Below are 12,387 nucleotides of genomic sequence, written 5' to 3' on the forward strand. Positions count from 1 at the left end.
GGAAGAAGCCGTGAACTTCCTCCGCGACCAATCCGTTCTGATCCTGGGCCTGGGCGATTCCGGCCTGGCGATGGCGCGCTGGCTGCGCCGCTGCGGTGCGGCGGCGATCCGCGTGGCCGACACACGCAGCGCGCCGCCGCAGGCCGGCAAGCTGGCCGAAGGCGTGCCGGGCGCCGAGCTGCGCTGCGGTGCCTTCGCGCCCGAGCTGCTCAACGGCATGCAGTGGGTGCTGAAGAGTCCGGGCCTGTCGCCGCTCGACCCCGCCGTGAAGCTGCTGCTGGACGCCGCCGAAGCGCGCGGTCTGCAGGTGCTGGGCGAGCTGGCGCTGTTCGCCCATGCGCTGGCCGACCTGAAGGCGGCCTGCGGCTATGCGCCCAAGGTGCTGGCGATCACCGGCACCAACGGCAAGACCACCACCACCTCGCTGACGGCGCTGCTGGTCGAGCGCGCCGGCCGGACCGTCGGCCTGGCCGGCAACATCGGGCCGACCCTGCTCGACACGCTGGGCGCGGCGCTGGACGCGCAGGGCGAGCTGACGCCGCTGGGCGCATCGACTTCTGCCGAGTCGGTGGACGCGGGCGCTGCCGAGCCGGCGCAGGCCGAAGGTGTCGCGGAGCCCGTCGATGAGGTCCAGATCGAGCCCGAAGCCGAGCCCGAGCCCGAGACTGAGATGGCCTCCGAGCCTTCGCTGGACGAGATCATCGAAGGTGGCGGGCCGCCCCCGCACTTGGTGCCGCCGCCCCCGCCGCCGCCCGAATTCGCGCAGCTGCCGCAGGTCTGGGTGCTGGAGCTGTCGAGCTTCCAGCTCGACGGCGTGCACAACTTCGAGCCCACCGCCGCGGCGGTGCTCAACGTCACCCAGGACCACCTGGACTGGCATGGCTCGATGGCCGCCTACGCCGATGCCAAGGCGCGCATCTTCGGCAAGTCCGCGCTGATGGTGATCAACCGCGAGGATGCGCTGGTCGAGGCGATGCTGCCGCAGCCGCCCGCGCCCGAGCTGAGCCGCGCCGGCAAGCCGCTGAAGGCGCAGCCCAGGTGGACGCCGCGCCGCGTGCAGCGCTTCGGCCTGGACGCGCCGCGCCATCCAGGCGACTGGGGCCTGGTGACCGAAAACGGCATGGTCTGGCTGGTGCGCGCGCATGAGAGCGACGAGACGCAGGCCGGCGCCACCCGCGGCCGCCGCGCGTCCGCGCGCGACGCCGAGGTCGACCTCCTGCTGCAGCGCCTGATGCCCGCCGATGCGCTGCGCATCCGCGGCCGTCACAACGCCGCCAACGCGCTGGCCGCGCTGGCGCTGGCCTCGGCCGCCGGCCTGCCGCTGGCGCCGATGCTGCACGGGCTGCGCGAGTACCGCGGCGAGCCGCACCGAGTCGAGTACCTGAAGTCGCTGGGCGGCATCGAGGCCTACGACGACAGCAAGGGCACCAACGTCGGCGCCACCGTGGCGGCGCTCAACGGCCTGGGGCCCGAGAAGGCCCCCGGCAAGCTGGTGGTGATCCTGGGTGGCGACGGCAAGGGGCAGGATTTCAGCCCGCTGGCGCCGGCCATTGCCGAGCATGCCCGCGCGGTGGCGCTGATCGGCCGCGATGCGGCGGTCATCGCAGACGTGCTGGCCGGCACCGAGGTGCCGCAGCAGGCCTTTGCCAGCCTGGAGGAGGCCACGCGCTGGTGCTTCGAGCAGGCGCGCAGCGGCGACGCGGTGCTGCTCAGCCCGGCCTGCGCCAGCCTGGACATGTTCCGCAACTACGCCCACCGGGCGCAGGTCTTTGCCGACACGGTGGCTGAACTGGCTGCCGAGCGTGGGGAGTTCATGGCATGAGCCGCGACGCCACGTTCGAGAACCGCGCCAACGTCAGCCGTCCGCAGCCTGGCCGGCTGCGCCGCATGAGCGACCGCCTGCTGGCCTTTGGCGACCAGGTGGCCGCGGTGCTGCGCCCGCGCAGCCTGGCCGGCGTGCCGGTGCGCGACGGCATGGGCCTGTCGGGCGGCGAGCGGGCACAGTGGGTCGGCTTCGACGCTGCGCTGGCCTGGGTGATCGGCGGGCTGCTGGCGCTCGGCCTGGTGATGGTCTATTCCGCCTCGATCCAGTTGCCGGACAACCCGAAGTTCGAGAACTACTCGCCCACCTTCTTCCTGACGCGCCACATCCTCTCGATCGTGCTGGCGGTGATCGCCGGGGCGGTGTGCCTGGCGATCCCGCTGCGCACCTGGGAGCGGGCGGCGCCCTGGATCTTCGTGGCCGCGCTGATCCTGCTGATCCTGGTGCTGATCCCGGGCATCGGCAAGGTGGTCAACAAGTCGCGGCGCTGGATCCCGCTGGGGGTGATGAACTTCCAGCCCAGCGAGTTCGCCAAGCTCGCGATGGTGCTCTACGCGGCCAACTACATGGTCCGCAAGATGGACCTGAAGGAAAGCTTCATGCGCGCGGTGCTGCCGATGGCGGTCGCGCTCGGCGTGGTGGGCCTGCTGCTGCTGGCCGAGCCGGACATGGGCGCCTTCATCGTCATCGCAATGATCGCGATGGGCATCCTCTTCCTCGGCGGTGTGAACGGACGCATGTTCCTGATCGTCACGCTGGTGCTGCTGGGCACCTTCGTGCTGATCATCACCTTCTCGGAGGTGCGGCGCGAGCGCATCTTTGCCTATATCACCCCCTGGGATCCCAAGTACGCTCAGGGCAAGGGCTACCAGCTGACGCACTCGCTGATCGCCTTCGGCCGTGGCGAGGTCTTCGGCCAGGGGCTGGGCAGCTCGATCGAGAAGCTGCACTACCTGCCCGAAGCGCACACCGACTTCCTGCTCGCCGTGATCGGCGAGGAACTCGGCCTGATCGGCGTGGCCTCGGTGATCCTGGCCTTCTTCTGGATGGTGCGGCGCATCTTCGTGATCGGCCGCCAGGCCATCGCGCTGGATCGCGTCTTCGCCGGCCTCACCGCGCAGGGCATCGGCCTGTGGATGGGCGGCCAGGCCTTCATCAACATGGGCGTGAACCTGGGCGTGCTGCCCACCAAGGGCCTGACGCTGCCGCTGATGAGCTACGGCGGCTCGGCGATCCTGCTGTGTGTGATCGCCCTGGCGGTGGTGCTGCGGGTGGACATGGAGAACCGGCAGTTGATGCGAGGGGGGCGCGCATGACCGTCGTGACCTCCCCCCGTCACCTCGTCATCGCCGCCGCCGGCACCGGCGGGCACGTGATCCCGGGCCTGGCCGTGGCGCGCGAGATGCAGTCGCGCGGCTGGACGGTGAGCTGGCTGGGCACGCCCGCGGGCATGGAGAACCGCCTCGTGCCGCCCAGCGGCATCGAACTGGACCGTATTGGCTTTGCCGGCCTGCGCGGCAAGGGCGCCTTCGGGATGCTGCGCGGTGCCTGGCAGCTGCTGCGTGCGCTGGCCGAGAGCTTTGGCATCCTGCGCCGCCGTGCGGCCACGGCCGTGCTGGGCATGGGCGGCTACGTCTGCTTCCCGGCCGGGCTGGTGGCGCGCGGGCTGCTGCGCAAACCGCTGGTGCTGGTCAACGCGGATGCGGCGCTGCTGCTGTCCAACCGCTCGCTGCTGCGCTGGGCGGACCGGGTCGCCTTCGGCTTTGACGGCGAGGCGGCCCGCTCGGTGCCGCAGGCGGTCGTGACCGGCAACCCGGTGCGCGCCGAGATCGAGGCCATCGCGCCGCCCGCGCAGCGCTTTGCCGGCCGCAGCGGCCCGCTGCGGGTGCTGGTGCTGGGCGGCAGCCTGGGCGCCAAGGTGCTCAACGACACCCTGCCGGCCGCGCTGGCCCGCCTCGCACCGGCCGAGCGCCCGCAGTTGACCCACCAGACCGGGCTGGCCCACATCGAGACGGTGCGCGAGTCCTACCGCCGCGCCGACCTGCTCGATGATCACCATGCCAATCACCACGGCAATCACCACGACCACAGCGGCCCGGTGCCGGAGCTGCTGCCCTTCATCGACGACATGGCACGCCGCCTGGCCGAGTGCGACCTGGTGATCTGCCGCGCCGGCGCGGTGACGGTGAGCGAGCTCTGCGCTGCTGGCGTGGCCGCGGTGCTGGTGCCGCTGATCGTCAGCACCACCAGCCACCAGCGCGACAACGCGCAGTGGCTGGCGAGCCACCAGGCCGGCATCCACCTGCCCCAGGCCGAGCTGACGCCCGAGCGCCTGGCCGATATGCTGCGCCACCTCGACCGCGCCCGGCTGCTGCAGCTGGCCGAACAGGCCCGCTCGCTGGCCCAACCCCGCTCGGCCGCGCGCGTGGCCGACGAGATCGAATCACTGGTTTCCAAGGAGGCTGCGGCATGAAACACGCGGTCAAGCACATCCATTTCGTGGGCGTTGGTGGTGCCGGCATGTCGGGCATCGCCGAGATCCTGCACAACCTGGGCTACGTGGTGTCGGGCTCCGACCAGGCCGATGGCGCGGTGACACGCCGCCTCGCCGACCTGGGCATCCGCATCGCCATCGGGCATGACGCTGCGCACATCGAGGGCGCCGAGGCGGTGGTGACCTCCACCGCGGTCAAGGGCGACAACCCCGAGGTGATCGCCGCGCGTGCCAAGCGCATCCCGGTGGTGCCGCGCGCAGTGATGCTGGCCGAGCTGATGCGCCTGAAGCGCGGCATCGCCATCGCCGGCACGCACGGCAAGACCACGACCACCTCGCTGGTCACCAGCGTGCTGGCCGAGGCCGGCGTGGACCCGACCTTCGTGATCGGCGGCAAGCTCAACTCGGCCGGCGCCAACTCGGCACTTGGCAAGGGCGACTACATCGTGGTGGAGGCCGACGAGAGCGACGCCTCCTTCCTGAACCTGCTGCCGGTGCTCAGCGTCGTGACTAACATCGACGCCGACCACATGGACACCTACGGGCACGACTTCGCCCGGCTCAAGCAGGCCTTCGTCGACTTTCTGCACAAGATGCCCTTCTACGGTGCGGCGGTGCTCTGCGCCGACGACCCCGGCGTGCGCTCGATCATGCCGATGATCTCGCGTCCGGTGATCACCTACGGCTTGGGCGAGGACGTGCAGGTGCGCGCGGTGAACGTGCAGGCACTGCCCGGCGGGCAGATGCGCTTCACGGTGCAACGCCGCAACGGAGTGACGCTGCCTGATCTGGACATCACGCTGAACCTTCCCGGCGAGCACAACGTGCGCAACGCGCTGGCGACCATCGCGGTGGCCACCGAGCTGGAGATTGCCGATGAGCCGATCGTCGCTGCGCTGGCGAAGTTCAGCGGCGTGGGCCGGCGCTTCCAGCGCTGGGGCGATCTGCCGGCGGCCAACGGCGGCGGCACGTTCACGCTGATCGACGACTACGGTCACCACCCGGTGGAAACGGCGGCAGTGATCGCTGCGGCGCGCGGCGCCTTCCCGGGCCGGCGGCTGGTGCTGGCCTTCCAGCCGCACCGCTACACCCGCACGCGCGACTGCTTCGAGGACTTCGTCAAGGTGCTCGGCACCGCCGACGCGGTCTGGCTGACCGAGGTCTACGCGGCCGGCGAGGCGCCGATCGTCGCGGCCGACGGGCGCGCCCTGGCGCGGGCGCTGCGCGTGGCGGGCAAGGTCGATCCGCTCTTCGTCGATGACATCGCCGAGCTGCCGCAGGCCATCGTGGAGCATGCGCTGCCCGGCGACGTGGTGATCGCGATGGGCGCCGGCTCGATCGGCGGCGTGCCGGCCAAGGTGGTCGAGCTGCTGAAGGAGCGCGCATGACGCCCGCCGACATCCAGGCCCTGGGCAAGGTCGCCGTGCTGATGGGCGGCACCTCCGCCGAGCGCGAGATCTCGCTGCTTTCGGGCGGCGGCGTGCTGGCGGCGCTGCGCGCCAAGGGCGTGGACGCGCAGGCCTTCGATCCCGCCGGGCGCGCGCTGACCGAGCTGAAGGCCGAGGGCTTTGCGCGCTGCTTCATCGCGCTGCACGGCCGCCACGGCGAGGACGGCACGGTGCAGGGCGCGCTGGAGCTGCTGGGCATCCCATACACCGGCTCGGGCGTGATGGCCTCGGCCATCGCGATGGACAAGGTCATGACCAAGCGCGTCTGGCTGGCCGAGGCCCTGCCCACGCCGCGCTGGGTGCGCCTGGGCGTGGACGAGCAGCAGCGCGAGCGCGTGCGCACGGTGCCTGACGAGTTGGGCCTGCCGCTCATCGTCAAGCCCCCCCGCGAGGGCAGCTCGATCGGTGTGACCAAGGTGCATGGCTACTCCGAGATGCAGGACGCCGTGCAGCTGGCCGCGCGCTACGACCCCGACGTGCTCTGCGAGGAATTCATCGACGGCGAGGAAGTGACCTGCCCGGTGCTGGGCGAGGGCGCCGAGGCGCGGGCGCTGCCGGTGGTGCGCATCCAGCCGCCCGAGGCCGGCTACGACTACCAGAACAAGTACTTCACCGATGAGGTGCGCTACCTCTGCCCGAGCGGCCTGCCCGAGGCCGAGGAGCGCGAGATCCAGCGCATCGTCGTGGCGGCCTACCGCGCGCTGGGCTGCCGCGGCTGGGGCCGCGCGGACCTGATGATCCGCGCGTCCGACCGCAAACCCTTCCTGCTGGAGATGAACACCTCGCCGGGCATGACCGGGCATTCGCTGGTGCCCATCTCCGCCCGCGCGGCCGGCATCAGCTACGAGGACCTGTGCCTGCACCTGCTGGCCCAGGCGCGCCTGGACGACGCCCGCCCGGCGGTCGCGGTGCCCACCGGGGCGGAGAGCCACCTCGGCTGACGCCGGGGATCACGCCCGAACCCACACCATGGCCACGCTCGCCGCCCCCACCTTCCTGCCCGCCGATGTGCGCCTGATGCGCCTGGGCGCGAACCTGCTGTTCGCGCTGGCGGGGCTGGCGCTGCTCGTCGCGGCGGGGGTGTGGCTGGCGAAGTCGCCCTGGCTGGCGCTGCGCCACATCCGCATCGAGGGCGAGGTGCAGCACAACAGTGCCGCGAGCATCCGCGCCCATGCGTTGCCGCAGCTGCAGGGCAACTACCTGACGATGAACCTGCAGACTGCGCGCAGTGCCTTCGAGGCGGTGCCCTGGGTGCGCCGCGCGCAGGTGCAGCGCGTCTGGCCGAACCAGCTGGTGGTGCGGCTGGAGGAGCACCGCCCCGTGGCCTTCTGGGAGCGCGACGACAGCGACGACCTGCTCGTCAACCACCACGGCGAGGTCTTCGAGGCCAACGTCGGCGATGTCGAGGACGAGCCCCTGCCCACGCTGCGCGGCCCGGAAGGCAGCGCCGCGCGGGTGCTGGCGATGTGGCAGCGCCTGGCGCCGGAGTTTGCGCCGCTGCAGGCCACCCTGAGCCACCTGGCGCTGACCAGCGGCGGCTCCTGGCGAGCCCGGCTGGACACGGGCGGCGAGCTGGAGCTCGGCCGCGGCGAGCCCGACGAGGTGCTGCAGCGCACGCGGCGATTCCTGGCCTCGGTGGGCCAGGTGCGGGCCCGGCACGAGAACCGCGCCATCGAATACGCCGACCTGCGCCACAACGAGGGCTACTCGCTGCGGCTGGCCGGTCTGGGGACCACGGAAGAAGGCACGCCAGCGGCGGGCCGCAAGCATTGAACACGGCGAGACAGGAAGCAACGGCAGGCAGACCCATGCGCCCGCGAGGAACAGGAATGGCCAAGGAATACAAGGATCTCGTCGTCGGACTGGACATCGGCACCGCCAAGGTGATGGCGGTCGTGGCCGAGGTGCAGCCCGGTGGCGAGCTGCGCCTGGCCGGGCTGGGCGTGGCCCCATCGCACGGGCTCAAGCGCGGCGTGGTGGTCAACATCGACGCGACGGTGCAGTCCATCCAGCAGGCGCTGAAAGAGGCGGAGATGATGGCCGACTGCAAGATCGGCCGTGTCTACACCGGCATCACCGGCAGCCACGTGCGCGGCATGAACTCCACCGGCATGGTGATCGTGCGTGACAAGGAGGTCACCCCGGTGGACGTGGCCCGCGTGGTCGAGACGGCCAAGGCGGTCAACATCCCGAACGACCAGCGCCTGCTGCTGGTGGAGCCTCAGGAGTTCGTGATCGACGGCCACGAGGTCAAGGAGCCGGTGGGCATGAGCGGTGGCCGCCTCGAAGTGAAGGTGCACATCGCCACCGGGGCGCAGAGCGCGGCGGAGAACATCGTCAAGTGCGTGCGCCGCTGTGGCCTGGAGGTCGAGCAGCTGGTGCTCAACCCGGCGGCGTCCGCCCTGTCGGTGCTGACCGCCGACGAGAAGGACCTGGGCGTGGCGGTGGTGGACATCGGTGCGGGCACCACCGACGTGGCGATCTTCACCGACGGGGCGATCCGCCACACCGCGGTGATCCCGATCGCCGGTGACCTGATCACCAGCGACATCGCGATGGCGCTGCGCACCCCGACCAAGGACGCCGAGGAGATCAAGGTCGAGCATGGCGTGGCCAAGCAGCTGCTGGCCGACCCGGTCGAGCAGCTCGAAGTGCCGGGCCTGGGCGACCGCGCGCCGCGCATGCTCAGCCGCCAGGCGCTGGCGGGGGTGATCGAGCCGCGCGTGGAAGAGATCTTTTCGCTCGTGCACCAGGTCATTCGCGAAAGCGGGTACGAGGAGCTGCTCTCGTCGGGCATCGTGCTGACCGGTGGCTCGGCCGTGATGCCGGGCATGGTCGAGCTGGCCGAGGACATCTTCCTCAAGCCGGTGCGCAAGGGGCTGCCGACCTACGGCGGCGCGCTCTACGACATGGTGGCCAGCCCGCGCTCGGCCACCGCGATGGGCCTGCTCGAAGAGGCCCGGCTGGCGCGCGCGCGCGGCATGAAGGCCGCGCAGCAGACCGGTGGCGGGCAAGGGTTGTTCGGTCGCGCACGCGACTGGTTTCTCAAGAGTTTCTGACGGGGAGGTCGATCACGATGGCAGAACAGGTTTTCACGACAGCGACAAGGGTCCGGGACCTCGCCGAACAGCCGGTGTGCGAGGTCCGCGCAGAGGCCCGATCCACGGGCGGGGTCATGGCCGGCGGGGTGTTTCAAGAGATGAGCGGGCCGGCAAAGGCGGCCGGTACGGAGCAAGCAAGGAGAACGGCATGGGTATCGAGATGATCGAAGAGTTCAACATGGGTACGCAGATCAAGGTGATCGGCGTGGGTGGCGGCGGTGGGAATGCCGTGGACCACATGATCAACCTGGGGGTGCAGGGCGTGGAGTTCATCTGCGCCAACACCGACGCACAGGCGTTGAACCGCTCCCAGGCGCACAGTCTGCTGCAGCTGGGCCACACCGGCCTGGGCGCGGGCTCGCGCCCGGACGCCGGCCGTGCGGCCGCCGAAGAGGCGACCGACCGCATCCGGCAGTCGCTCGAAGGCGCCCACATGGTGTTCATCACCGCGGGCATGGGTGGCGGTACCGGCACGGGCGCCGCGCCGGTGATCGCCCGCCTGGCCAAGGACATGGGCATCCTGACGGTCGGCGTGGTGACCAAGCCCTTCGAGTTCGAGGGCAACCGCCGCATGAAGCAGGCCGACGCCGGCCTGGCTGAGCTGGAGGCCAACGTCGACAGCCTGATCGTGGTGCTCAACGAGAAGCTGCTCGAAGTCATGGGCGACGACGTCACCCAGGAGCAGGCCTTCGCCGAAGCCAACGACGTGCTGAAGAACGCCGTGGGTGGCATCAGTGACATCATCCACATCCCGGGCTTGGTGAACGTCGACTTTGAAGACGTCAAGACCGTGATGAGCGAGCCCGGCAAGGCGATGATGGGCACGGCCACCGCCAGCGGCCCGGACCGCGCCACCAAGGCCGCCGAGGCCGCCGTGGCCTGCCCGCTGCTGGAGGGCATCGACCTGTCCGGCGCGCGCGGCGTGCTGGTGCTGATCGCGGCCAGCAAGCAGACCTTCAAGCTCGCCGAGAGCCGCAACGCGATGACCACCATCCGCCGCTACGCCGCGGACGATGCGCACGTCATCTTCGGCACCGCCTACGACGAGACCCTGGGCGACGCCCTGCGCGTGACCGTGATCGCCACCGGCCTGGCCCCGGCCAAGCGCGTGGCCGCGCCGATCAGCGTGGTGCAGAACACCCAGGTGCACGCCCATGCCCATGTCCATGCGCAGGTTGCCCAGGCGCACATGCAGCCACAGCAGCGCACCGGCACCGACAACATCCCGGTGCTGACCCAGCCGCTGAACTCGCCGGTGCAGCCCTCGCACCCGGGCGTCGGCGCCGCGCCGGACTACGCCGTGCCCAGCGTCTGGCGCACCAACCGCACCCAGGCCGCGGCCCGGGTGGACGCGCTGGCGTCCAACGGCATGGAAGAGATCGAGATCCCGGCTTTCCTGCGCAAGCAGGCCGACTGAGGCGGGGGTGGGTGAGCTGCCGGTTGGCCGCTTGCTCATCACGCAGTGATCCTTGCTCCTCCGCTCTCACCCCGGCGCCCGCCCCAGGTGCCGGGGTGTTCGTCATGGCGGCAACAGGAAACCGGATGCTTCCGGACACCCGCTGGACACCCACAGGAAAAGGGGCGCCGCCTAAAATCACGGAATGCTCAAACAGCGCACGCTCAAGTCCCTGACCCGCGCCGTGGGCGTGGGCCTGCACAGCGGACAGAAGGTCGAACTCACGCTGCGACCGGCGGCCCCGGACACCGGCATCGTCTTCCGCCGCACCGACCTGCCCGAGCCGATGGACATCCCCGCGCTGGCGACGATGGTCTGCGATACCCGCATGGCCTCGACGATCTCGGTCGGCGGCGACCCGGGTGCACCCAAGGTGCAGACCACCGAGCACCTGCTGTCGGCCTGTGTCGGCCTGGGGCTGGACAACCTGTACATCGACATCACCGCCGACGAGGTGCCCATCCTCGACGGCTCGGCCGCCTCCTTTGTCTTCCTGCTGCAAAGCGCCGGCATCGAGCTGCAGAACGCGCCCAAGCGCTTCATCAAGGTGAAGAAGCCCGTGGAGGTGCGCCAGGGTGAGGGGTCCAGCGCGATCTGGGCGAAGCTGGAGCCCTACCATGGCTACAAGCTCGGCTTCGAGATCGAGTTCCACCACCCCGCGCTGGACGCCACCGGGCAGCGCTACGTCTTTGACATGGGCAGCGGCCAGTACCGGCGCGACATCGCCCGGGCGCGCACCTTCGGCTTCACCAAGGACGTGGAGATGATGCGCTCGCGCGGCCTGACACTGGGCGGCAGCATGGACAACGCCATCGTGGTGGACGACTACCGCGTGCTCAATGCCGAGGGGCTGCGCTACGACGACGAGTTCGTCAAGCACAAGATCCTCGACGCCATCGGCGACATGGCCCTGGCCGGCAAGCCGCTGCTGGCCGCCTACAGCTCGTTCCGCGGCGGCCACGCGCTCAACAACCGGCTGGTGCGCGCGCTGCTGGATGACCAGAGCGCCTGGGAGATCGTCACCTTCGAGGACGAGGCCCGTGCCCCGGCCGGCTTCGCCGAACTGGCCCCGGCCTGGTGAGCTGCCCACCGATACGCCACTGAGCCACCATGCTGATCTTCCGCTTCGTCATCATCGGGCTGCTGGTGGGCTCGGCACTGAGCTTTGCGCTCTACATCGGCACGCAGGACCGCCGCTGGATGAGCCGCGGCCTGCTGATCCTGAAGTGGACCGTGATCGCCGGGCTGGCCTTCTTTGCCGTGCTGCTGCTGGAGCGCATCGCGATCGCGGTGTGAACCCGCTCCGGTCGGATCAGAACAACCGCTGCGCCAGGAAGGTCAGCGAGCGGCCCAGCGCCAACGCACTGGCTGCCGGCTGGTAGGCCGGGCGGGCCCAGCAGTTGAAGCCGTGGCCGGCCTGCTCGTAGACGTGCACCTCGGCTGAGTTCGCTTCGATCTGCGGCTGCAGTGCGTCGCGCACCCGCTCCACCGCCTCCAGCGGGATCGCGGCATCGCGGTCGCCGTAGTGCAGCTGGATGGGGCAGCCGACGGCGGGCGCGAGCTGCAGCTGGTCCTGGATGCCACCGCCGTAGTAGGCCACCGCGGCATCGACCTGCCCGGCGGCTGCCGCTGCCCAGACCAGCCGGCCGCCCATGCAGTAGCCGATGGCACCGGCGCGGCGCCCCGCCACCTCGGGCCGCGCGCGCAGCGCCTGCATGGCGGTGGCGACGTCCGCGCCCAGTTCCGCCGGCGCCGCGGCCTTCATCATCGCGATCGCCCGATCACGCTCCGCCCCTTCATAGCCCAGCTCGATGCGCGTCGCCTGGCGCCAGAACAGGTCCGGCGCCAGTACCACGTACCCAGCCAGCGCGTACTGCTCGGCCACGGCGCGGACGTGCGCGTTGACGCCGAAGATCTCCTGCAGCAGCAACAGCCCGGGGCCGTGACCGGCGGGCGGCAGGGCCAGGTAGGCGTCGAAGGGCAGTACGCCGGCCTCGCCGAGGCGGATCCACTGCGTGCGGATGGGAGAGTCACTCATGGTCTTCGTCCTGATCCTGGGTGAGAGT

At 70.6% G+C, this 12,387-nt stretch carries 11 protein-coding genes; 10 read left to right on the top strand and 1 reads right to left on the bottom strand.

The features are described 5' to 3' along the window. Window positions 1-10: 10 nt before the first annotated feature. The 10 genes from murD (at window position 11) to NGK70_RS06040 (ending at window position 11,617) form a co-directional block, all read left to right on the top strand. Window positions 11-1,822 (top strand): UDP-N-acetylmuramoyl-L-alanine--D-glutamate ligase, encoded by a 1,812-nt coding sequence (gene murD / locus NGK70_RS05995; protein ID WP_251972366.1) that lies wholly within the window; start codon window positions 11-13, stop codon window positions 1,820-1,822. Between the two features lie 65 nt (window positions 1,823-1,887). Beyond that, on the top strand, window positions 1,888-3,138 hold the full coding sequence (gene ftsW / locus NGK70_RS06000) for a putative lipid II flippase FtsW (RefSeq protein ID WP_428985605.1): 1,251 nt from the start codon (window positions 1,888-1,890) through the stop codon (window positions 3,136-3,138). After that, on the top strand, window positions 3,135-4,295 hold the full coding sequence (gene murG, locus NGK70_RS06005) for an undecaprenyldiphospho-muramoylpentapeptide beta-N-acetylglucosaminyltransferase (protein ID WP_251972368.1): 1,161 nt from the start codon (window positions 3,135-3,137) through the stop codon (window positions 4,293-4,295). The genes ftsW and murG overlap by 4 nt, the downstream gene beginning before the upstream one ends. Then, complete coding sequence (gene murC / locus NGK70_RS06010) at window positions 4,292-5,704, top strand: UDP-N-acetylmuramate--L-alanine ligase (protein ID WP_251972369.1); 1,413 nt, start codon at window positions 4,292-4,294, stop codon at window positions 5,702-5,704. The genes murG and murC overlap by 4 nt, the downstream gene beginning before the upstream one ends. After that, window positions 5,701-6,705: a D-alanine--D-alanine ligase gene (locus NGK70_RS06015; RefSeq protein ID WP_251972370.1), complete on the top strand. Its 1,005-nt coding sequence runs from the start codon at window positions 5,701-5,703 to the stop codon at window positions 6,703-6,705. The genes murC and NGK70_RS06015 overlap by 4 nt, the downstream gene beginning before the upstream one ends. Window positions 6,706-6,733: 28 nt before the next feature. After that, window positions 6,734-7,537, top strand: a complete 804-nt coding sequence (locus NGK70_RS06020; RefSeq protein ID WP_251972371.1) for a cell division protein FtsQ/DivIB — start codon at window positions 6,734-6,736, stop codon at window positions 7,535-7,537. 56 nt (window positions 7,538-7,593) lie between these two features. Further along, window positions 7,594-8,823 (top strand): cell division protein FtsA, encoded by a 1,230-nt coding sequence (gene ftsA, locus NGK70_RS06025; protein ID WP_251972372.1) that lies wholly within the window; start codon window positions 7,594-7,596, stop codon window positions 8,821-8,823. A 190-nt stretch (window positions 8,824-9,013) separates the two neighbouring features. Then, the gene (ftsZ, locus tag NGK70_RS06030; RefSeq protein WP_251972373.1) at window positions 9,014-10,282 is read left to right on the top strand and encodes a cell division protein FtsZ; all 1,269 of its coding nucleotides are present in this window, start codon (window positions 9,014-9,016) and stop codon (window positions 10,280-10,282) included. A 184-nt stretch (window positions 10,283-10,466) separates the two neighbouring features. Then, complete coding sequence (gene lpxC / locus NGK70_RS06035) at window positions 10,467-11,402, top strand: UDP-3-O-acyl-N-acetylglucosamine deacetylase (protein ID WP_251972374.1); 936 nt, start codon at window positions 10,467-10,469, stop codon at window positions 11,400-11,402. 29 nt (window positions 11,403-11,431) lie between these two features. Then, the gene (locus tag NGK70_RS06040) at window positions 11,432-11,617 is read left to right on the top strand and encodes a hypothetical protein (protein WP_251972375.1); all 186 of its coding nucleotides are present in this window, start codon (window positions 11,432-11,434) and stop codon (window positions 11,615-11,617) included. 16 nt (window positions 11,618-11,633) lie between these two features. On the opposite strand, the gene NGK70_RS06045 is transcribed toward NGK70_RS06040, so the two are convergent. Next, window positions 11,634-12,344 carry a dienelactone hydrolase family protein gene (locus NGK70_RS06045; protein ID WP_251973694.1) on the bottom strand — a complete coding sequence of 237 codons (711 nt, stop codon included), beginning with the start codon at window positions 12,342-12,344 and terminating at the stop codon, window positions 11,634-11,636. Between the last annotated feature and the right edge of the window lie 43 nt (window positions 12,345-12,387).

It is taken from the genome of Sphaerotilus microaerophilus (assembly GCF_023734135.1).
Taxonomy (GTDB): Bacteria; Pseudomonadota; Gammaproteobacteria; order Burkholderiales; family Burkholderiaceae_C; genus Sphaerotilus; species Sphaerotilus microaerophilus.

Bases quoted from the DNA above. Each gene is read 5' to 3' on its own strand.
- ftsW (WP_428985605.1), top strand. From the start codon at position 1,888: ATGAGCGACCGCCTGCTGGCCTTTGGCGACCAGGTGGCCGCGGTGCTG.
- murG (WP_251972368.1), top strand. From the start codon at position 3,135: ATGACCGTCGTGACCTCCCCCCGTCACCTCGTCATCGCCGCCGCCGGC.
- murC (WP_251972369.1), top strand. From the start codon at position 4,292: ATGAAACACGCGGTCAAGCACATCCATTTCGTGGGCGTTGGTGGTGCC.
- NGK70_RS06015 (WP_251972370.1), top strand. From the start codon at position 5,701: ATGACGCCCGCCGACATCCAGGCCCTGGGCAAGGTCGCCGTGCTGATG.
- NGK70_RS06020 (WP_251972371.1), top strand. From the start codon at position 6,734: ATGGCCACGCTCGCCGCCCCCACCTTCCTGCCCGCCGATGTGCGCCTG.
- ftsA (WP_251972372.1), top strand. From the start codon at position 7,594: ATGGCCAAGGAATACAAGGATCTCGTCGTCGGACTGGACATCGGCACC.
- ftsZ (WP_251972373.1), top strand. From the start codon at position 9,014: ATGGGTATCGAGATGATCGAAGAGTTCAACATGGGTACGCAGATCAAG.
- lpxC (WP_251972374.1), top strand. From the start codon at position 10,467: ATGCTCAAACAGCGCACGCTCAAGTCCCTGACCCGCGCCGTGGGCGTG.
- NGK70_RS06040 (WP_251972375.1), top strand. From the start codon at position 11,432: ATGCTGATCTTCCGCTTCGTCATCATCGGGCTGCTGGTGGGCTCGGCA.